Source organism: Promicromonospora umidemergens, assembly GCF_024171995.1.
GTDB classification, from domain to species: domain Bacteria; phylum Actinomycetota; class Actinomycetes; order Actinomycetales; family Cellulomonadaceae; genus Promicromonospora; species Promicromonospora umidemergens.
The window spans coordinates 67,676-88,453 of the sequence record NZ_JAMTCT010000019.1; the positions used below are offsets into that span (position 1 = coordinate 67,676).

15 protein-coding genes are annotated in these 20,778 nt (G+C 71.3%); 4 read left to right on the top strand and 11 right to left on the bottom strand.

The window, feature by feature from the left end:
* Window positions 1–19 precede the first annotated feature (19 nt).
* Together APR04_RS23505 and APR04_RS23510 are read left to right on the top strand one after the other, a co-directional pair.
* Window positions 20–301 (top strand): YciI family protein, encoded by a 282-nt coding sequence (locus tag APR04_RS23505; protein ID WP_253875026.1) that lies wholly within the window; start codon window positions 20–22, stop codon window positions 299–301.
* 139 nt (window positions 302–440) lie between these two features.
* A complete protein-coding gene (locus APR04_RS23510) occupies window positions 441–1,307 on the top strand; it encodes a hypothetical protein (RefSeq protein WP_253875028.1) in 867 nt (288 codons plus the stop codon).
* 142 nt (window positions 1,308–1,449) lie between these two features.
* Here APR04_RS23510 and APR04_RS23515 read toward each other — a convergent pair whose 3' ends face one another.
* The 5 genes from APR04_RS23515 to coaE form a co-directional block, all read right to left on the bottom strand.
* On the bottom strand, window positions 1,450–2,451 hold the full coding sequence (locus APR04_RS23515) for a TerC family protein (RefSeq protein ID WP_253875030.1): 1,002 nt from the start codon (window positions 2,449–2,451) through the stop codon (window positions 1,450–1,452).
* Between the two features lie 236 nt (window positions 2,452–2,687).
* A complete protein-coding gene (gene uvrB / locus APR04_RS23520) occupies window positions 2,688–4,805 on the bottom strand; it encodes an excinuclease ABC subunit UvrB (RefSeq protein ID WP_253875032.1) in 2,118 nt (705 codons plus the stop codon).
* Window positions 4,806–4,854: 49 nt separating this feature from the next.
* Window positions 4,855–6,228 (bottom strand): FAD-dependent oxidoreductase, encoded by a 1,374-nt coding sequence (locus APR04_RS23525; protein WP_253875034.1) that lies wholly within the window; start codon window positions 6,226–6,228, stop codon window positions 4,855–4,857.
* A gap of 122 nt (window positions 6,229–6,350) precedes the next feature.
* Window positions 6,351–7,037 (bottom strand): pyroglutamyl-peptidase I, encoded by a 687-nt coding sequence (locus APR04_RS23530; RefSeq protein ID WP_253875036.1) that lies wholly within the window; start codon window positions 7,035–7,037, stop codon window positions 6,351–6,353.
* A gap of 44 nt (window positions 7,038–7,081) precedes the next feature.
* Complete coding sequence (coaE, locus tag APR04_RS23535; protein ID WP_253875038.1) at window positions 7,082–7,711, bottom strand: dephospho-CoA kinase; 630 nt, start codon at window positions 7,709–7,711, stop codon at window positions 7,082–7,084.
* A 155-nt stretch (window positions 7,712–7,866) separates the two neighbouring features.
* On the opposite strand from coaE, the gene APR04_RS23540 reads away from it, so the two are divergent.
* The gene (locus APR04_RS23540; RefSeq protein WP_253875040.1) at window positions 7,867–8,919 is read left to right on the top strand and encodes a helix-turn-helix domain-containing protein; all 1,053 of its coding nucleotides are present in this window, start codon (window positions 7,867–7,869) and stop codon (window positions 8,917–8,919) included.
* A gap of 21 nt (window positions 8,920–8,940) precedes the next feature.
* Here APR04_RS23540 and APR04_RS23545 read toward each other — a convergent pair whose 3' ends face one another.
* Window positions 8,941–10,173 carry a cytochrome P450 family protein gene (locus APR04_RS23545; RefSeq protein WP_253875042.1) on the bottom strand — a complete coding sequence of 411 codons (1,233 nt, stop codon included), beginning with the start codon at window positions 10,171–10,173 and terminating at the stop codon, window positions 8,941–8,943.
* 233 nt (window positions 10,174–10,406) lie between these two features.
* On the opposite strand from APR04_RS23545, the gene APR04_RS23550 reads away from it, so the two are divergent.
* Window positions 10,407–12,296 carry an ABC transporter ATP-binding protein gene (locus APR04_RS23550; RefSeq protein ID WP_253875107.1) on the top strand — a complete coding sequence of 630 codons (1,890 nt, stop codon included), beginning with the start codon at window positions 10,407–10,409 and terminating at the stop codon, window positions 12,294–12,296.
* A gap of 130 nt (window positions 12,297–12,426) precedes the next feature.
* Here the strand turns inward: APR04_RS23550 and APR04_RS23555 are convergent, their stop codons facing one another.
* From APR04_RS23555 to APR04_RS23575, 5 genes are all read right to left on the bottom strand, one after another.
* Entirely contained in the window at window positions 12,427–15,162 is a 2,736-nt protein-coding gene (locus APR04_RS23555) for a tetratricopeptide repeat protein (protein ID WP_253875044.1), read from the bottom strand.
* A gap of 190 nt (window positions 15,163–15,352) precedes the next feature.
* Window positions 15,353–16,840 carry a 30S ribosomal protein S1 gene (gene rpsA, locus APR04_RS23560; protein WP_253875046.1) on the bottom strand — a complete coding sequence of 496 codons (1,488 nt, stop codon included), beginning with the start codon at window positions 16,838–16,840 and terminating at the stop codon, window positions 15,353–15,355.
* 217 nt (window positions 16,841–17,057) lie between these two features.
* Window positions 17,058–18,803 (bottom strand): dipeptide ABC transporter ATP-binding protein, encoded by a 1,746-nt coding sequence (locus tag APR04_RS23565; protein WP_253875048.1) that lies wholly within the window; start codon window positions 18,801–18,803, stop codon window positions 17,058–17,060.
* Window positions 18,800–19,762, bottom strand: coding sequence for an ABC transporter permease (locus APR04_RS23570; RefSeq protein ID WP_372496164.1), 963 nt, complete (start codon window positions 19,760–19,762; stop codon window positions 18,800–18,802). Before APR04_RS23570 ends, APR04_RS23565 begins: the two co-directional genes overlap by 4 nt.
* Window positions 19,759–20,766, bottom strand: coding sequence for an ABC transporter permease (locus tag APR04_RS23575; protein ID WP_253875050.1), 1,008 nt, complete (start codon window positions 20,764–20,766; stop codon window positions 19,759–19,761). The genes APR04_RS23570 and APR04_RS23575 overlap by 4 nt, the downstream gene beginning before the upstream one ends.
* Between the last annotated feature and the right edge of the window lie 12 nt (window positions 20,767–20,778).

The following is a 20,778-nucleotide window of genomic DNA, read 5'->3' on the forward strand; positions in this document are numbered from 1 at the left end:
TCATGGCAGGCTGACGCCCATGAGCATCTATGCCGTGAGCTACACCTATACCGATGACGTGGCGACCCGTGACGAGGTCCGCCCCAGCCACAGAGAATTCCTGCTCGGGCTCAACGCAGAGGGCGTCGTCCGCGCCTCGGGCCCGGTCGACGGCGGGACCGGAGCCCTCGTCATCGTCGAGGCCGGGTCGGCGGACGCCGCGCTGGCGATCCTTGATGCCGACCCGTTCACCGTGCGCGGCGTCATCGCCGAGCGCGGTGTCCGCCAGTGGGACGTGGTCATCGGGGGGCTGGCCGAGTAGGCGGCTGCGAAACTTCACCCCATACCAGGTCATGCAGATAGTTTTACGCAAAAGTCACGTTCGGGGCATGGCGTGGCGGGCTCCGTGGCGCCCATGATGCCAGTTCCAATACGGCTGACTACGTTCGGGGAGGCACTGCATGACCTCTGTCGACAGCACCACGGTGGCCTACGAGGAAATCGGCCCGCACATCTGCGTGAAGCCCCCGTACTACGCGCTCGATGAGCTGGCCAGCCCCGTTCCGGGGCTGGCCAGCGCCACCGTTCCGGTCCAGACGCCGACCGGGCGTCAGGCAACCCTGATCAACGTGGCGGAGGCGGGGCGGCACCTCGCCATCCTCGGCCTCTGCGCCGCCGCGACGACCAATCCGAGCACCAGGCAGCACTACTACCTCGCCCACCGCGGCGTCGGGCGGATGTACCCGCCCGTCGGGTCCCTGAGCACGCTCCGCGGGACCGCGAGCGCCCGCATGAACGGCCGAAACCGCGCGGTCGCCGAGACCGAGCTGCACGACGCCGGCGGGAACCTCGTGGCGCGGCTCGACCTCGAGTACCTCGTCCTGTCGGTGCCCGTGTTCCGCCGTCTGCTGGGGACCGCCGCGGAGCCCGACGCGGCCGAGCCGGCCAACCCGTACAGCGCGGCGGCCCCGCTCGTCGACGTCGCCGCTGATGCCCGGAGCGGCACGGCCAAGCTGGCCGTGGAGTCGTCGATGTGCCGGGGGCACTTCGACGGCTACCCGGCGCTCCCCGTGTCCGTCGCGGGCTACGCCTCGTTCGCGCTCTTCGACCACGTCCTGGGTGCGGCCGCAGGACCCGGAGCCCGGTGGCAGCCCGGCGTCTACCGGCTGCAGGCCGATCACCTCGCCCCGGCGGGTCAGACCTGCACCGTGGACGTCGAACCGTCGGCACCCTCCGAGCCGGAGCTGCACGACCGGGCGTTCACCGGGACGCTCCGGTCCGGAGACCGGAACATCTTCTCGATCCAGCTGGACTACACCGAAGTCTGACGCGGACCTCGCCGACCGGGGCCGGCTCCTGCGCGCACCTGCTCCCTGACCTGGTCGGCAGTCCGTCGACCGGGTCCGGGAGCAGGTGCGATGACGACCATGGCGAGCGAGGCAGGCCGGAACCACACCGCCGGCTGATGGATCAGCCGAGCTGGTCCACCTTCTCTTCGGCACGCTTCACGGCGCGGTCGCGCAGGAGGCTCGCCACGGTGGTGACCGTCAGAGTGACCAGGATGACGCCGAGCGACACCGGCGTGCTGATCTCCGGGATGGCGGTGATGTGCTCACCACCGTTGATGAACGGCACCTCGTTGGTGTGCAGCGCGTGGATCACGAGCTTCGCACCGATGAAGGCCAGGATGACCCCGAGCCCGTAGTTGAGGTACACGAGGCGGTCCAGGAGGCCGTCGATCAAGAAGAAGAGCTGCCGCAGGCCCAGCAGCGAGAACGCGTTGGCGGTGAAGACCAGGTAGGTCTCCTGCGTGAGGCCGAAGATCGCCGGGATCGAGTCCACCGCGAAGAGGATGTCGGCGCTACCGATGGCGAGCATCACGATGAGCATCGGAGTGATGAGCAGCTTGCCGTCGACACGGGTCGTGAGCCGGTCGCCCGCGTACGAGTTCGACGTGGGCAGGACGCGGCGGGTCAGCCGCAGCACCGCGTTCTCGTGGAACTCCTCGTCCTGCGTGGTACCCGCCCGGATCTGGCTGATCGCCGTCCAGACCAGGAACAGGCCGAAGAGGTAGAACACCCAGCTGAAGTTCTCGATGAGCGCAGCGCCGACCAGGATGAAGACGGTGCGCAGCACCAGCGCGACGGTGATGCCCACCAGCAGGACCTTCTGCTGGAACGCCCTCGGCACCCGAAAGCTCGCCATGATGAGCACGAACACGAACAGGTTGTCGACCGAGAGGCTCTTCTCGGTGATGTACCCCGCGAAGTACTCACCGCCGTAGACCGGCCCCCACACAGCCCACACGACGCCGCCGAAGGCCAACGCGATGGCGACATATCCCACCGACCAGCGCGTCGACTCACGCAACGTCGGTGCGTGCGGTGTTCGCACATGGCCGAGGTAGTCGACCACCAGCATCGCGACGATCGCCCCGACGGTGGCAACCCAGACCCAGACAGGCACGTCCATATAGACCTCCGGTACGCAGCAATTGGTACCGGAAGTCTCGCCCGCCCATCCCCGCTCCACGCGAGGCTGGACCCATGTGACCGGACCGGCACCGACGCCGACCGTGATGACGGCCCCATGACGAAGGACTACTCCCCTCCGACCAGGCGAAATCATACGTTACGGCGGTAGATGATCGGTGTCGCGACAGCCACAGTCGTCAGGTGACCGCGATCACCATCTCGCCGTGGACGGAGCTACGCCGTCGCCGCCTGCATCTGCCGCAGCTCCTTCTTGAGCCCCGAGATCTCGTCCCGCAGCCTGGCCGCCACCTCGAACTGCAGCTCCGCGGCCGCCGCATGCATCTGGTCGGTGAGCTCCTGGATGAGCTCGGCCAGCTCGCTGGCCGCGGCACCGGCCAGCCGGTTGCCCGACGTCGCGCCTTCCTTCGGCGAACCCGGCACCCGAGCGCCCGCCCGGCCCTCGCCCTTCGCCTTGCGGTTGTTCCGGTACCCGCCGGCCAGGAGCTCCTGGGTGTCCAGGTCCTCACGGGCGAGCATGTCGGTGACGTCCGCGATCTTCTTGCGCAGCGGCTGCGGGTCCAGGCCGCGCTCGGTGTTGTAGGCGACCTGCTTCTCCCGGCGCCGGGTGGTCTCGTCGATCGCCATGCGCATGGCCGGCGTGATCTTGTCCGCGTACATGTGGACCTGGCCGGAGACGTTACGGGCCGCGCGGCCGATGGTCTGGATGAGGGACCGCCCCGAGCGCAGGAAGCCCTCCTTGTCGGCGTCGAGGATCGCCACCAGGGAGACCTCGGGCAGGTCCAGGCCCTCGCGCAGCAGGTTGATGCCCACCAGCACGTCGTACTCGCCGAGCCGCAGCTCGCGCAGCAGCTCGACGCGGCGCAGCGTGTCCACGTCGGAGTGCAGGTAGCGCACCCGCACGTTGCGTTCCAGGAAGTAGTCGGTGAGGTCCTCGGCCATCTTCTTGGTCAGCGTCGTGACCAGCACGCGCTCGTTCCGGTCCACCCGGTCACGGATCTCGCCGAGCAGGTCGTCGATCTGCCCGGTCGTCGGCTTCACGACGATCTCGGGGTCGATCAGCCCGGTGGGGCGGATCACCTGCTCCACGACGCCGTCGGACAGCGAGCGCTCGTAGTCGCCCGGAGTGGCCGACAGGTACACCGTCTGCCCGATGCGCTCGGTGAACTCCTCCCACTTCAGCGGGCGGTTGTCCATGGCGCTCGGCAGCCGGAAGCCGTGGTCGACGAGCGCGCGCTTGCGGGACGCGTCGCCCTCGTACATGGCGCCGATCTGGGGCACCGTCTGGTGGGACTCGTCGATGACGAGCACGAAGTCCTCGGGGAAGTAGTCGAGCAGCGTGTTGGGCGCGGTGCCGGGTTCGCGGCCATCGATGTGCATCGAGTAGTTCTCGATGCCGCTGCACGTGCCGATCGAGCGCATCATCTCGATGTCGTAGGTGGTGCGCATGCGCAGGCGCTGCGCCTCCAGGAGCTTGCCCTGCTTCTCCAGCTCGGCCAGGCGCTCCTCCAGCTCCTTCTCGATGCCGCCGATGGCGCGCTCCATGCGCTCGGGACCCGCCACGTAGTGCGTGGCCGGGAACACGTAGATCGACTGCTCGGTGCGCACCACGTCGCCGGTGAGCGGGTGCAGCGTCTGGATCGACTCGATCTCGTCGCCGAACATCTCGATCCGGATCGCGAGCTCCTCGTACACCGGGATGATCTCGACGGTGTCCCCCCGCACCCGGAACGTGCCCCGCGTGAACGACATGTCGTTGCGCGTGTACTGCATGGTCACGAACTGGCGCAGCAGCTGGTCACGCTCCACGACGTCGCCCACGTCGAGCCGGACCATCCGGTCCACGTACTCCTGCGGCGTGCCCAGGCCGTAGATGCACGAGACCGAGGCCACCACGATGACGTCACGCCGGGTGAGCAGCGACGACGTGGCGGAGTGCCGCAGCCGCTCCACCTCGTCGTTGATCGAGGAGTCCTTCTCGATGTAGGTGTCCGACTGCGCGATGTACGCCTCGGGCTGGTAGTAGTCGTAGTACGACACGAAGTACTCGACCGCGTTGTTCGGCAGCAGCTCCCGGAACTCCGTGGCGAGCTGCGCGGCCAGGGTCTTGTTCGGGGCCATGACGAGGGTCGGTCGCTGCAGCTTCTCGACGAGCCAGGCCGTCGTCGCCGACTTGCCGGTACCCGTGGCGCCGAGCAGCACCACGTCCTTCTCGCCCGCCTGGACGCGTTCGGTCAGGTCGGCGATCGCCGTCGGCTGGTCGCCTGCCGGCTGGTATTCGGAGATGACCTCGAAAGGGGCCACCGTGCGCTGCAGATCGGTCACGGGTCGCATGTGACTACGGTACGACCGACCACTGACAGTGCCGCGCGGGCGGGCCACCTCACAGCCGGAGCGGTGCCGCGGCGTCGGGCGACGCGCCCTTCTCGAAGAGCACCGACCGGACGATCACCGGACGGAACAGCTCGGTCGGTGGCACCAGCAGTGCCAGCACCCGCCGGAACGTGGCCTGGACCTCCGGGTTCGCCCCGCACCGTTCCTGCACCCTCGCGAAGTACCAGCCCGTGATCCGGTCCCGGACCGAGCGGTGCGCCGCGTTGCCCGTGACTCCCGGGCGCACCTTGTCCGCTCCCGTGGAGATGGCCCAGGCCTGGGCCGAGGCCGCCAGCAGCGCGGCCTGCGCCCGCCGGTTCGGGAGCCCGGCGGCGAGGCTCTCGTCGAGCGCGACGGCGTCGAGGGCCGCCGTCGACATGCCCTGCCCGAACACCGGGTTCAGCGCGCACAGGGCGTCGCCCGTGACGAGCAGGCCGTCGGGGACCACCCGGTCGTAGGCCCTGCGCACGTTCTCCGTCCGGAGGTACCCGAACACCGGTGAGACCGGCTCGGCCTTGTCCAGCCACTGCCGCACCAGGGGGTGCGGCTGGCGGTCGGCCAGCGCCTCGAACGCCGCGGGCTCGGTCGGCAGCGCCTCGCCACGAGGAGTGGCGAAGGTGATCATGTGGGTGCCCTCCGGCTCCACCGGGACGATCACCGCGCCCATCGTCTCGCCCACCAGGTACACGAGGCGGGCGTCGGTCAGCGCGCCGTCCGAGCCGTCGCGGTAGACCCGGGTGACGTAGCCCATGCCGGACTCGACCCGGTCCTCGGCCGGCGCCTCCGCGCCGAGCCGTCGCAGCCACTCGGGCGTGCGCGATGAGCGCCCTGCGGCGTCGACCACCAGGTCGGCGGCGAGCTCCGTGGGCGCGCTGTCGGCCCGCCCGCCGCCGCGCTCGCGCAGCAGGACACCGGTGACGCGCTCGGCGGACCCGGCCAGCCCGACGACGTCGGTCCCCTGCACGGCATCGATCCTCGGGTGCGCCAGGACGCGCGCGCGTATCCCGTGCTCCAGCAGGGGCCGGGTGAGGCACAGCGTCGTGGACGTCGCGGGTCCCCGGCTGAACCAGCGGCCGCGCATGTGCTGCAGGTAGTCGGTGGGCGACCTGACCTGCCGCGCGCCGGAGGCGACCAGCTCAGCCCCGAGACCCGGCAGGAACCGCTCCATCGCCACCAGCCCGCTCTCCAGCAGGAGGTGCGTGTGCTTGCTCTGCGGCACACCCTTGCGCGGCTCCGGCCGGTCCGGGTACCGGTCGCGCTCGACGAGCGTGACCCGCCCGGCGTGGCCGACGAGCACCACCGCCGCGAGCAGGCCCGCGATGCTCCCCCCGACCACCACCGCGTGCCCGCTACCGTTGCCGATGCCCTGCTGCCCGTTGCCCACGTGCCACCATCTCTTCCCGACCGGCGAGCGCCGACCCGGTCCGCGTCGGCCGTCACGTCCGGCCGCAATGTCCGTTCGGCCCGATTCTCGACCAGCGCAGGCCCTGCGGCAAGACTCCGACGTCAGTGCAGCGTGCCTGCGGTCTCGACCGGCTCTGCCAGCTCGCCACGCGCTGCGGCGAGCGCGGTGCGCACCACGATCTCCAGGGCACCGGCGAGCGCTTCGAGCGGAAGGTGCGGCTCGCCGCCGTCGGACAGCGCGGAGGTCGCTGCCTCTCCCCCGACCTCCTCCGTGGTGCGCGGCACGTGGACGAAGCCCGACAGCACGCCCGGCCGCTCCGCCAGCGCGTGCTGCAGGGCGTAGAAGCTGGCGTTGCAGACGTAGGTCCCTGCGCTGTAGGTGACGCCCGCGGGGATCCCCGCCGCGCGCACGGCGGCGGCGGCTGCCTTGACCGGGAGCGTCGCGAATCGGGCGGCGGGGCCGTCCTCGGCCACGGGGGCGTCGACCGGCTGAGCTCCCCCGTTGTCGGGAAGCGCGGCGTCCATGAGGTTGACCGCCACCCGCTCGACCCGCACCTGGGTGATGCCGGCGGCCAGGCCCACGGCGACGACGACGTCGGGCGCGTGGTCGTCCAGCAGCCGCAGCAGGGGGCCGTCCGCCGCACGGACCTGGTCGAACACCACGGGGAGCACCGCTGTGACGAGCTCCTCCGGCCCCGCCCAGCGTGCGGCGAGCGCCTCGACCGCCTCCGCGGACGCATTGACGGCGTCGCCGCCGAACGGCTCGAACCCTGTGACCAAGACCTTCATCTCGTACGCTCCTCACCCGGACCGCACGGATCACGCCGGCCGGATCACGCGGAGTCTGCCTCCGCCTCCTGCGCGACCTCCGCGGCCACGCGCTGCCACAGGGTATCCACCTGGGCGCGGAGATCGTCCTCGCTCCCCGAACCGTCCAGGGTGAAGTCGGCGGCGGCGAGCCGCTCGTCGTCGCCTGCCTGGGACGCGAGCCGGGAGCGCGCGGCGTCCTCGCTCAGCCCACGGCCCTCCACGAGGCGGCGCACCCGCTGCTCCGCTGGTGTGTGCACCACCACCACCAGGTGGAAGTGGCCTGCCTGGCCGGTCTCGACGAGCAGCGGGATGTCGTGCACGACGACGGCGGCCGGGTCCTCGGCCGCCGCCCTGGCCTCCCGTTCCGCCGACAGCCGGCGGACCTCGGGGTGCACTATGTCGTTCAGGCGGCTACGGGCGGCGGCGTCGGCGAAGACCAGGGCACCGAGCCCTGGCCGGTCGAGGCTGCCGTCCGGAGCCAGGACGACGTCGCCGAACGCCTCGACGATCTCGGCCAGGCCCACCGACCCGGGCGCCACCGCCTCGCGAGCCAGCAGGTCGTGGTCGACGACGACTGCGCCGAGCTCGGCCAGGTGCGCTGTCGCGACCGACTTGCCGGCCGCGATCCCTCCGGTCAGTCCGATGCGGAACATGGGGTCCTCAGAGCCTGGGGTCGTCGAGATGCTGCGGACGTCAAGGCTACCCCCCGACATGCGCGGACGGCGGGCGGCGCAGCCCGGTACGCCGGTACGACCGGCCGCCGCCACGGGCTTGCACCTCGAGCGGCATGAGGTCGCACCCTGAGTGCATGACCACAGCACCTGACCCCCTGTTCCCCATCGGCGACGTCGCGCGCCGCACCGGCCTGAGCGTGAGCGCCGTCCGGTTCTACTCCGACGAGGGCATCGTGCCCGCCACCGACGTGACCGCCGCCGGCCATCGGCTCTACGGGGCAGAGGCCGTCGCGAAGCTCGACTTCATCCGCACGATGCGCGAGCTGGGCACCGGGCTGGAGCAGGTCCGCCAGGTCCTGACCGGGGAGACCACGCTGCACTACCTCCTGGCCGAGCACCTGGACGTCGTCGAGCGGCAGGAGAGGAACCTGCGGACCAGGCGCGCCGTCCTGCGAGCCCTCGTGAGCCAGCAGGACCCGGCACGCCGCGCAGGCCTGCTGGGCAAGCTGGTCACGATGCCGGACGCCGAGCGGGAACGGCTGATCACGGACTTCTGGCAGGAGGTGAGCGCGGACGTGCCGGCCGACGTCGCCGACCGTGTCCTCGCGGCCCGGCCGCGGCTGGCGGCCGACCCGACCGCTGCGCAGCTGGAAGCCTGGATCACGCTGGCTGAGCTCCTGCAGGACCCGCGGTTCCGCGACGCCACCCGGTCCTACCTCCAGGAGGTCTACACCACCGGACCGGGCGCCACGATCAGCACGGCACCGGTCCAGGACTTCATCGCGGCCGCCGGGGAGGACGTGATGCCGAAGCTGATGGCGGCGCACGCCAGCGGGCTCGCGCCGGACGACCCGCACGCCCGCGAGCTGGCCGCGCAGCTGGTGCTCCAGACCGCGGCCGCCATGGGGGCTCCCGTGGACGACGAGCTGTGGGAGCGCATCGCCTCCGGCTTTCCCCAGATCGATCGCATCTATCAGGAGTCGCTCCAGGACCCCGACTACGCGGCGTCCTACGGGAGGTACCTCTCCCTGGTCGCCACGATCAACGGCGAGGACCTGCCGGACGCCGGGCTCGAAGCGGCCCCCGGACCGGGCGCGACAGGAACGCGGGCGAGCGTCCTGTCGACGCTCGGACCGTGGCTGTCCAGCGCCATCCTCGCCGCGCGGGCGTCCAGAGCCCGCTCGTGATCCCCGCCGGCCCGGTGCAACTCAGACCCTGGCGGGCGTGCGGGCGGCCTGCCGCTCGGGCGTGAACGCAACGGGCAGGACTGCCGGGTACCGCGACCAGGGTGACGGCGCCCAGGTCACGGTGGGATCGGTGAGCCGCAGGTCGAGGCGCTCCATGAGGCTCTCCACGGCGATCTTCACCACGAGCCGCCCCGGCCGCCGGGCAGGGCAGGCGTGCGGCCCGACGCCGAACGACAGGTGCGACCGGTTGCCCGCCTCGAACAGGTCGTCGGCGGTGCGCACCCGCGGGTCGTTGTTCGCGGCGGCGACACCCATCACGATCGCGTCCCCGGCCCGGATCCGCACCCTGCCGAGCGTGCAGTCCGCCACGGCGTACCGGGCGGGCAGGTTCGCGACGGGCGGCTCGCTCCACAGGGTCTCGTCCATCGCGTCGTCCAGGCCGCGACGCACGCCCGTGACGCGCCCGGTGTACCGGGGGTCGGTGAGCATGCGGCGCAGCGTGGCAGCTATCCAGGTCACGAGCATCTCGTTGGCCGCGCAGATCGCTACCACCATGGAGTGCACGATCTCCGTGTCGTCCTCGAAGCTCGGGTGCTCCACGAAGCGCGCGGTCAGGTTCGGCCCGGGGTTCTCCCGGGTCGCGAGCACGTGGTCCAGGACTATCTGGTCCATGGTGGCCAGTGCCGTCACGGAGTCGCCACCGTGCCCGAAGACGCCGCTCGCGCAGCGCAGCAGCGCGATTCCCTGCCGCTCGTCGAACCCGAACATGCCCGATACCGCCAGGAAAGACACCGCTGCCGCGTACCCGCCGATCAGCTCCGCGTGCCCCTGGGCAGCGAACGAGTCGATGAGCCCGCTGCAGACCCCGCGCACGAGGGCGGCCGTCTGCGCCTCGTCGAGGCCGGCGAACGCCTCGTCCACCGGGAGCCGCAGCCGCCGGTGGTCCGCGCCGTCCGCGTAGTACAGCGCGCGCCGCCCGGCCGGAGAGAGGATGGCGTGCAGCGTCGACTCCAGCGGCAGCCGCTCCTTCCAGTGCCGCGGGTCGCGCGCGAACACGCTCTCCGTGCGCATCACCTCCATGACCTCGGCGTGCCCCAGCACCAGCCAGCCCGGCACACCCGGCTCCAGGTCCACGGGGGCCACCGGGCCCCATCGCTCCTGCAGCTCCCGCAGCGCCGCGGTCATGTCTTCCGCGCCGGTCAGATCCACCAGAGCCACACGACCGCCGCTCCGCCGCGGTTCCAGGTCGGACATGGCCCTCCACCCGTCGATATTCATCGAATCATCCACCGAAGTATGGGGCGACCTGCGTAGACGCCCGATCGTGGGTTTCTATCACGGCCTGTGGAGAAGGGGTAACACCGGTGTGGTCCAGGTCACCTTCGTCCACACGCTACGTTCAGGCTGTCTGTGTGCGCCCGACGGCGGCGGCGAGCAGCGCCGGTAGCGGCCGGAGCCGCGGCCCGTGGGACCATGCAACCGTGAGCATGCACGGTGGTGGCGGCAGCATGGGCGGAGGCCGCGCGATGCGGTCGTTCACGCAGGACGGCTCGGTCGCCCACCAGCGCCTTGGGTGGCCCACGCTACGACGCATCGCGAGCTTCGCCCGTCCCTACCGGGGCCGGCTCGTCGTGTTCGTGCTGGTCCTGGCCCTCGAGGCCGCTGCGGGCGCCGCCACGCCGCTGCTGTTCCAACGGATCATCGACCACGGCATCGTCGACGGCGACACCCGACTGGTGGTGCTGCTGGCCGGCGCCGCCGCACTGCTCGCCGTCCTGGCCGCCGGCCTGTCCGTCGCGGACCGGCTCGTCTCGTCCCAGGTCGGTGAGGGGCTCATCCTCGACCTGCGGGTCGCCGTGTTCGACCACGTGCAGCGCATGCCCCTCGCCTTCTTCTCCCGCGCGCGTACCGGCGCCCTGGTGCAGCGCCTCAACGGCGACGTGCTCGGCGCTCAGCGCGCCTTCACCTCGACCCTGCAGACGGTGGTCTCCAACACCCTGACCATCGCGTTCACGCTCGCGGCGATGCTCACCATGTCGTGGGAGCTCACGCTCGGTGCGCTCGCGCTGGTCCCCCTGTTCGTGTTCCCCGCGCGCTGGTTCGGCCGCAGGCTCGCCGCCCTGACCCGGCGCGGCATGGAGGTCGACGCCGACCTGGGCCAGGTCATGAACGAGCGGTTCAACGTGTCCGGCGCGCACCTCGTGAAGGTCTTCGGCGACCCGGCCACAGAGTCGGAGCGGTTCGCCGAGCCCGCCCGCGAGCGCCGCGACCTGGGTGTCCGGACCGCCCTGCTCGGCACGTGGTTCCGGGTGGGGCTGGCCACCATCGCGTCCCTGGCCGTCGCGGGCGTGTACGGGCTGGGCGGGCTGCAGGCCATCGCGGGCGAGCTCACGGTCGGCACGGTCGTTGCGCTCGCCACGTACCTCACGCGTCTGTACGGGCCGCTGACGGCGATGGCGAACGTCCAGGTCGACATCATGACGGCGCTCGTGTCGTTCGAGCGGGTGCTCGAGGTGCTGGACCTGGAGCCCTCTGTGGCCGAGAAGCCGGACGCCGTCGACCTGCGGGCCGCTGTCGCCGCGCGCGGTGCGTCCCTCTCGCTGGGTGGGGTGACGTTCCGGTACCCGCGGGCAGAGGAGGTGTCGCTCGCCTCCCTGGAGTCGGTGGCCGGTCAGCGCAAGGACCCGACGGCCGACACGCTGCACGACGTCTCCTTCGAGGTCCCCGCCGGCTCGATGGTGGCCCTCGTGGGGCCGTCCGGCGCGGGCAAGACCACGGTGTCACAGCTGGTCAGCCGCATGTACGACCCGACGTCGGGCGTGGTGCGCATCGCAGGCACCGACCTGCGCTCCGTGACATTCGCGTCGCTGCGGGCCACCGTCGGCGTCGTCTCGCAGGACGCGCACCTGTTCCACGACACGATGGCGGCGAACCTGCGGTTCGTGCGTCCGGAGGCGACGGACGCCGACCTGGAGCGGGTGCTGCGCCAGGCGCGCATCTGGGACCTGGTCGACCGGCTGCCCGAGGGCCTGGAGACCGTGGTGGGTGACCGGGGCTATCGGCTCTCCGGGGGCGAGCGGCAGCGGCTCGCGATAGCCCGCCTGCTGCTGAAGGCGCCCGACGTCGTGGTGCTCGACGAGGCGACCGCGCACCTCGACTCGGAGTCCGAGGCCGCGGTGCAGGCTGCGCTCGACCAGGCACTGGTCGGGCGGACGTCCCTGGTCATCGCGCACCGGCTGTCCACGGTCCGCGCGGCGGACCGCATCGTGGTGCTCGACGACGGGCGGGTGGCCCAGTCCGGCACGCATGCCGAGCTGATCGCCGCCGGTGGCCTGTACGCCGACCTGTACCGGACCCAGTTCGCGGAGACCGCCTGAGCCGGAGGTGAGCGCCGGCGGAGCACCGAGGAACGAGGTGCACCGCCCGAAGCGAACCGCAGGCTCAGGCGGCAGAAGACGGCGCCTGAGCCGGAGGTGAGCACCGGCGGCGCCGGTACCGTGACCCGGGCTACCGCGCCGGCGGGTTCCGGATCGCCGCATCGATTCGCGCGAGCACCGCCCGGGACCGCTCCAGCTCGGGCCGGAACCGTTCCGGAAGGTCGGCCGCGAGCCGCCGACGCATGTCGACCGCCTCCCTGGCGTGCCCGAGCGCCGCCACGTTGTCGCCGGCCGCGCTCAGGGCGCTGGCCAGGTTGGAGAGCGCGAGCGCCAGGTCGGGCCGGTGCTTGTCCGGGTTCTCGAGGACGAACCGGCGCCGCATCGCGACCGCCTCCAGCATCGGCGGCAGCGCGTCGGAGGCCCGGTCGAGGTCGAGCAGGGTGGCCCCAAGGTTCGCGAGCGACTCCGCGAGGCCGGTGCGGTACTTCTCCGGCTGCTCGCGCACCAGCCGCCGGAGCATGTCGACGGCCTCCTGCGTGGGTTCGAGCGCCTCCTCGAACCTGCCGAGGTCCGCATACCGCACGCCGAGGTTGGACAGGGACTGCGCGAGGTACTTGAGGGACCGGGCGTTCCCGCTCGCGAGGCCCCTGCGGACGGCTACCGCCTCCTCCTCCAGCAGGACCGCCTCGTCGTACCTGCCGCGGCGGGCCAGGGTGACGCCGAGGTTCGAGAGCGAGTGCGCCAGGTAGTGCAGGTACCGGTCGGGGTGCTCGCGGGCGAGCTCGCGCCGGATCTCCAGCGCCTCCCGCTCCAGCCGGAGCGACTCGTCGGCGCGGCCGGTCGTCGAGTACAGCGCGCCGAGCGCGGAGAGCGCACCGGCGAGGGCTGGACGGGTACCCCGCTCGTTCTCCTTCGCGAGCTCGCGCTGCAGCTCCAGGGCTTCGACGAGCACCACGCCCGCCTCTTCGTACCGGCCGAGGGCCTCCAGCGTGGTACCGAGCTGACCGAGCGACCACGCCAGCTCCCCGAGGTGCTCGGGACGAGCGGCGGCGAGCCTGCGCCGGATCGCCACCGCCTCGGCGTTCGCGGGCAGTGCCTCCTCGGGCCGCCCGCTCTCCGTGAGGGCCTCGAAGTTGCCCAGGACCGCGGCGACCAGCGGCTCGTACTGGACAGGGTCGCCCTCCGCGAGACGGCGGTAGAGGTCGAGCGACGCGCGCTGGGCCACCTCGATGTCGCCGACCCGGCCCAGCTCCGTGTAGGACACGCCCGCGTTCTGCAGGGCACGCGCGTGCTCGGCGTCGGCCCACAGCGCGTCGCCTGCGGGACACCGGCGGCACAGCGCTACCACCTCCTCCTGCACGGCCAGGGCGTCGCCGTGCCGGCCGACCGCCCAGTACCCCGTCCCGAGGTTGTTCAGTGCCGTGCACAGGGCAGGGCGGTACCGGTTCTCGTCGCCCCAGCCGAGGCCGCGCCACAGCCCTACCGCCTCCTGCAGCAGGCCAACTGCCGCGTCGGTCTCACCCTCGGCGATCAGCACGATGCCGAGGTCGGTCAGCGCCTCGGCCCGCTCGGCGTCGCCGCCAGTGGCCCGGGCGAGCTCAGCCACCCGGTGCGTGAGGCGGTCGAGCACCGGCGCTGCCAACGGTCCCGGCGACCGCGGCAGCCGGCGCGTCACCCGGATCAGCCAGGGCAGGTCTGCCGGCCGTTCGGCAGGCAGAGCGGATACCGCCGCCTCGATGAGCTTGCCGGAGACGTCTCGTTCCCCCGTGGGCCGGTCCGGTCCCATCTCCGTCGCGAACGCCAGCACCGCAAACGCCTGCGCCGGATCCAGGCCGCGGGTGCAGGCGGCCGTGGTCTCCTCCGACGCCGCCAGGACCCGCGAGACGAGCAGCTCCGCCAGGCGGGGGACCACGGGGAGGTGCGCACGGACCCAGTCCACGGCCGCAGCAGCCGTGCCTTCCGCGGCTTCGACACCGGCACGGAGCAGCGCGGCCTGGATGCCCTCGTCGGTGGTGTCCCCCAGCAGCGTCACCACGGCCAGCGCCGCCTCGGCACCACTGACGCCCAGGCCCGCTCGCTCTGCCGTGGCCGTCCACCCGGCGCGCTCATGGTCGAGCAACGCGTCGAGCGCGCCCGCCGGGTCGACGACACCGCCGCCGTCGAGCACCGCGACCAACGCGGCCGCCTGGAGGTCGAGGGCGCACGGTTGCTGGTCCGGCGCCGGCTCGAACCGCAGCTGCGGGACCGGGCGCCCCAACGCCCTGGCGAAGCGGGTGGCCGCGACCTCCAGGAGGGCGCGGTGATCCTCCGAGCGCTCGATCTCCAGCCCGAGGGCGGGATCGAACGCGACGTCCAGCCGACGTTCGAGCGCAGGCTCCAGCGCCATCTGGGTGACCGACGGCGTGCGCCCGGCCCACAGCCTGCTGGTCCACCGCTCGCGGCGCCACCACTGCCCGCCGGTGCGAGCCGTGCACAGGACGCGCAACCGTCCGCGAGGGCTGGTCGCCCCGATCGCGTCGAGCATCGCGGGCAGGTCCGGACGGGAGGCGGCGTCGTCGACGACGAGCAGGACGCGACGCTCCTCTGCGACAGCCGACAGCGCTGCCATCTCCGCGGCGGGCGGGACATGGACCACCGTCCAACCCGTCCGGCGCAGCCTCCGGCCGAGCTCGAGCACCAGGCGCGTCTTGCCGACACCTCCGGGACCGCACAGCAGCCGTAGTGCCACCGGGTCCCGCGACCGCACCCACGACCGCAGTTCCACCAGCTCCCGCCCACGGCCCATGAAGGGCACGACGCCTCGTTCGGGCGCGAGCAGAGCAGCCGGGCCCGTGCCCCGCGTCTCGTCGGGTCCGAGTCGGCTCATGGGCAGTTATCCAACAGCACTACGGCTGTCCTGGCCAGTGCGCCCGCGAAACATGCACAAGCATCAGGACAGGGTGTTTCCGCAGGTCAGAGAGCTAGAAGTTGCCGCAGGCCCGCATCTCGCACCGCATCCTGAAAACGACGACGACCCGCCGCCCCCGAAGGGGCGACGGGTCGTCGATGAGCTCAGATCAGTTGCCCGTGAGCTTCTCGCGGAGCGCGGCGAGCGCCTCGTCCGAAGCCAGCGTGCCGCCGACCTCCTCGACCGGAGCCGAGGAGTAGGTGGTGCTGCCGCCGCCCCCGCCGCCGGCCGGCGCAGCAGCCGGAGCGTCGGCCGGAGCCTCGGTGTCCGCGGTGATCGCCTCGGCGACCTGCTTGCGGTGCGCGGTCCAGCGCTCGTGCGCCTTGGCGTACTCCGCCTCCCAGGCCTCGCGCTGGGTCTCGAAGCCCTCGAGCCACTCGTTGGTCTCCGGGTCGAAGCCGTCCGGGTACTTGTAGTTCCCGGCGTCGTCGTACTCGGCGGCCATGCCGTACAGCGCGGGGTCGAAGTCCTCGGACTCCGGGTCCACGCCCTCGTTGGCCTGCTTGAGCGACAGCGAGATGCGGCGACGCTCCAGGTCGATGTCGATGACCTTGACGAACACCTCGGCACCGACGGTGACGACCTGCTCGGGCAGCTCGACGTGGCGCACGGCCAGCTCCGAGATGTGGACCAGGCCCTCGATGCCGTCCTCGACGCGCACGAACGCACCGAACGGGACGAGCTTGGTGACCTTACCCGGCACGACCTGACCGATGGCGTGCGTACGGGCGAAGGTCTGCCACGGGTCCTCCTGCGTCGCCTTCAGCGACAGGGAGACACGCTCGCGGTCGAAGTCGACGTCGAGCACCTCGACGGTGACCTCCTGGCCGACCTCGACGACCTCGGACGGGTGGTCGATGTGCTTCCAGGACAGCTCGGAGACGTGCACAAGGCCGTCGACGCCACCGAGGTCCACGAAGGCACCGAAGTTGACGATCGAGGAGACGACACCCGGGCGCACCTGGCCCTTCTGCAGCGTCTGCAGGAAGGTCGAGCGAACCTCGGACTGCGTCTGCTCGAGCCAGGCACGACGCGACAGCACGACGTTGTTCCGGTTCTTGTCGAGCTCGATGATCTTGGCCTCGATCTCCTTGCCGACGTACGGCTGGAGGTCGCGGACGCGACGCATCTCCACGAGGGAGGCGGGGAGGAAGCCGCGCAGGCCGATGTCGAGGATGAGGCCGCCCTTGACGACCTCGATGACGGTGCCGGTGACGACGCCGTCCTCTTCCTTGATCTTCTCGATCGTGCCCCAGGCGCGCTCGTACTGTGCGCGCTTCTTGGACAGGATCAGCCGGCCTTCCTTGTCCTCCTTCTGGAGGACCAGGGCCTCGACGGCGTCACCGACGGCGACAACCTCGCCAGGGTCGACGTCGTGCTTGATCGAGAGCTCCCGGGACGGGATGACACCCTCGGTCTTGTAGCCGATGTCGAGAAGGACCTCGTCGCGGTCCACCTTGACGATCGTGCCTTCGACGATGTCACCATCGTTGAAGTACTTGATGGTGGCGTCGATGGCAGCAAGGAAGTCCTCCTCGGTGCCGATGTCGTTGATGGCAACCTGGGGTGCGGACTTCGCAGGGGTGGAGATGGTCATTGAGTTCGATGCTCCGATGCGGACATGGCGTAGTACGGACAGGGACTGATTGGGCTCTGCTTGTATGGTGCCGATGGCCGCCAGAGGGCGCACGGCACCGCCAGTCATCCTAGTGGCGTCGCAGCGTCCTGGTCAACGTGAGTCAGGGCGGTGCGAACCTCAGGATACTGGTGCAGGACCAGCGTGTGCCGAGCGCCGCTCGGCCGGTGCGGAGGGTTCAGAGTGCGAGCTCCAGGTCCTTGCCAGGGATCGCGTCGAGCAGCGCCCGCGTGTACGCGGTGCTGGGCGAGTCGAAGACCGAGTCGACGGTCCCCTCCTCCACCACGCGGCCCTCCTGCATCACCAGCACGCGGTCGGCGATCTGCCGCACGACGGCGAGGTCGTGCGTGATGAAGAGGTAGGTGAGGCCCAGGTCCTCCTGGAGGCCGGCGAGCAGCTGCAGGATCTGCGCCTGCACCACGACGTCGAGCGCGGAGACCGCCTCGTCGCACACCACGAGCTCCGGTGACAGCGCGAGGGCGCGGGCGATCGCCACCCGCTGCCGCTGGCCGCCGGACAGCTCGGACGGGAACCGCTGCAGCTGACCCTTGCTGAGCGCCACCTGGTCGGCGAGCTCCTCCACGCGGGTGCGGCGGGCCGCCGCGTCCCCGTAGTCGTGCGCACGCAGCGGCTCCTCGATCGCCCGGTACACCGAGTACAGCGGGTCGAGCGACGAGTAGGGGTCCTGGAACACGGGCTGGACCCGGCGCCGGTAGGCGATCTGGTCCCGGTGGTTCCCCGCGCCGACGAGGTTGCCGTCGAACGTGATCGAACCAGAGGTGGGCTTCTCGATGTCGAGGATCATCCGCGCCAGCGTCGACTTGCCAGAGCCCGACTCCCCCACCACGGCCACGGTGGAGCCGCGCGGGATGTCGAGGCTCACGCCGTCCACGGCGGTGAAGTCCTTGCTGCGGGACAGCAGGCCGCGCCCCCGGATGGAGAAGACCTTGCTCGCCTCCTTGACGGACACCAGCACGTCGGGCTCCGTGGCGCCGTCGGCGACCGCGTCCTCGCCGTGGGCCAGCAGGGAGCCGTCCAGCACCTCGTCGAGGCCACGCTCCCGCGCGATCTCGATGCGGCGCGAGGCGAGCGACGGCGCCGCCGCCATGAGCCGCTTGGTGTACTCGTGCTGGGGCGCGGTCAGCACCTGCCGGGCCGGGCCCTGCTCGACGATGTCGCCGCGGTACATGACCACCACGGTGTCGGCACGCTCGGCCGCGAGGCCGAGGTCGTGCGTGATCAGCAGCACGGCGGTGCCAAGGTCCTGGGTCAGCGCGGTGAGCTGGTCCAGGATGCCCCGCTGCACGGTCACGTCGAGGGCCGACGTCGGCTCGTCCGCCACCAGCAGCGCCGGACGGCCCGACAGGCCCATGGCGATGAGGGCGCGCTGGCGCATGCCGCCCGAGAACTCGTGCGGGAACTGCGAGGCCCGCTGCCGAGCTTCGGGCAGGCCGACCTCGTCGAGCAGCTCGACCGTGCGGGTCCGCGCGTCCCGCCGGGTACGCAGGCCGTTGTCGATCAGGCCCGCGTCGATCTGCCGGCCGATCTGCATGATGGGGTCGAGGTTGGTCATCGGGTCCTGCGGCACGAGCCCGAGCTCCATGCCGCGCAGCTGCGCCATGCGCTGCGGACTGACCTTGCCCAGGTCCTCGTCCTTGAACCAGATGTGACCGTCGGCCACCGACCCGTTGCTCGCCAGCAGGCCGAGCACCGCCATGGCCAGGGTCGTCTTGCCCGACCCGGACTCGCCGACGATCGCGACGGTCTGGCCGCGCCGGACGGTCAGGCTCGCGTTCGCCACGGCGCGTGCGGCGCCGTGCTCCGTGCGGAAGTCGACGCTCAGGTCCTCGACGCGCAGCACGACGTCGTCGGCCGACGCCCCGCTGGTGGGCTCGGCTGTCTTCTTGTCAGGGGATTCGCTCATCGTCGGGTCCTGTTCCGGGGGTCGAGGGCCTCACGCAGGCTCTCGCCAACGAGGGTGAAGCCGAGCGCCGTCACGGCGATGCAGATGCCGGGCAGGATCGCCAGCCGCGGCGCGACCGCGAGCTCCTGCTGCGCGGCCGTCAGCATGCGGCCCCACTCGGCGGTGGACGGCTCGCCGCCACCCAGGCCGAGGAAGGAGAGCGCCGCGGCCTCGATCACTGCGGTGGCCAGGCTCAGCGTGGCCTGCACGATGACCGGGCCCACGCTGTTCGGCAGCACGTGGCTCATGGTCACCGATCTGCGCGTCAGACCGAGGGCCGACGCCGCGAGCACGTAGTCCTGACCCTTCTGGGCCAGCATCGAGCCGCGCAGCAGCCGGGCGAAGATCGGCACCTGCACCACCCCGATGGCGATGATCACCGCCATCGACGACTGGCCGGCGATCGCCGCGATCGACACGGCGAGGAGCAGCGACGGCACGGACAGCATGAGGTCCACCAGGCGCATGATCGCGAAGTCGACCCACTTGCCGAACCAGCCGGCCAGCAGGCCCAGCAGCAGGCCACCCGTCAGGCCGAACAGCGTGGACAGGATGCCCACGAGCAGCGACGCGCGTGCGCCCCAGATCAGCTTGCTCAGCACGTCGCCGCCGTAGCGGTCCAGCCCGAGCGGGTACTCGGCCGACGGGCCGGGAATCATCGTGGGCCGCACCTCGTCGCGGCCCGGCAGCTCTGTCCCGCCGTACGGGGCCAGCAGCGGCGCGAAGACCGCCACGAGCACGAACACCGCGACGATCACGCCCCCGATGATGGCGACGGGGTTCTTGCGCAGGGTGCGCCACGCGCGCGCCCAGACGCCTTCACCGCCATGGTCCTGGCCGGCCGGCCCGTCACCATGGATGCTCGTATGGAGCGGTGCGGCGGCAGGGCCGCCGGTCACAGGAAGCTCGTTGGCACTCACTGCTGCCTCCTCAGCCGCGGGTCGATCAGCCCGTACGACACGTCGACGATCAGGTTCACGAGGGCATACACGACGGCGATCAACAGCACGAAGCCCTGCATCACGGGGTAGTCGGCGGCGAACACCGAGTCAGCAAGGAAGCTGCCGATGCCGCTGAACGCGAACACGGTCTCGGTGAGCACCGCGCCGCTGAGCAGCAGACCCACCTGCAGACCGATGGTGGTGACCACCGGCAGCATCGCGTTCTTCAGGATGTGCTCGTTGCGCAGCCGGGCCGGCTTGATCCCCTTGGCGCGCGCCGTGCGCACGTAGTCCGCGTTCTGCACCTCGGACACGGCGGCCCGGGTCATGCGGGCGACGATCGCCAGCGGGATGGTGCCCAGCGCGATGCCGGGCAGGACCAGGTGCATCAGGGCGTCCCATGCCGCGTCCCACTCGCCGGTGAGCAGGCCGTCCAGGACGTAGAAGTTGGTGGGGTGGGTGGCGATCATCGTGACGTCCTGCCGGCCCGTCGTCGGGAACCAGCCCAGCTCGACGGCGAACAGGTACTTGAGGATGAACGCCAGGAAGAACACCGGCACGGTGACGCCGATCAGCGAGACCACGACGGCGGAGTGGTCGACGATCGACCCGGACCGGCGCGCCGCGACGTACCCGAGCGGGATGCCGATGCCGATAGCGAAGATCAGGGCCACCAGGGTGAGCTCGATGGTGGCGGGAAAGCGGTTCAGGAACTCTTCCAGCACCGGGCGCCCGCTCTGCAGGGACACCCCGAAATCGCCCTGGACGAGCTGGAGCAGGTACTTGCCGTACTGGACGGGCAGCGGTTGGTCGAGACCCATCTGGGCCTCGATCTCCGCCGCGGCCTCGGGGGTGTACCGCTCACCCAGCATGGCCTGCACGGGCCCGCCGGGCAGGGCGCGCACCCAGCCGAACAGCAGGATCGACAGGCCCAGCAGGAGGGGTATCAAGAGCAGCAGCCGCTGCACAATCAGTCTGAGCATCGTTCCTCGACA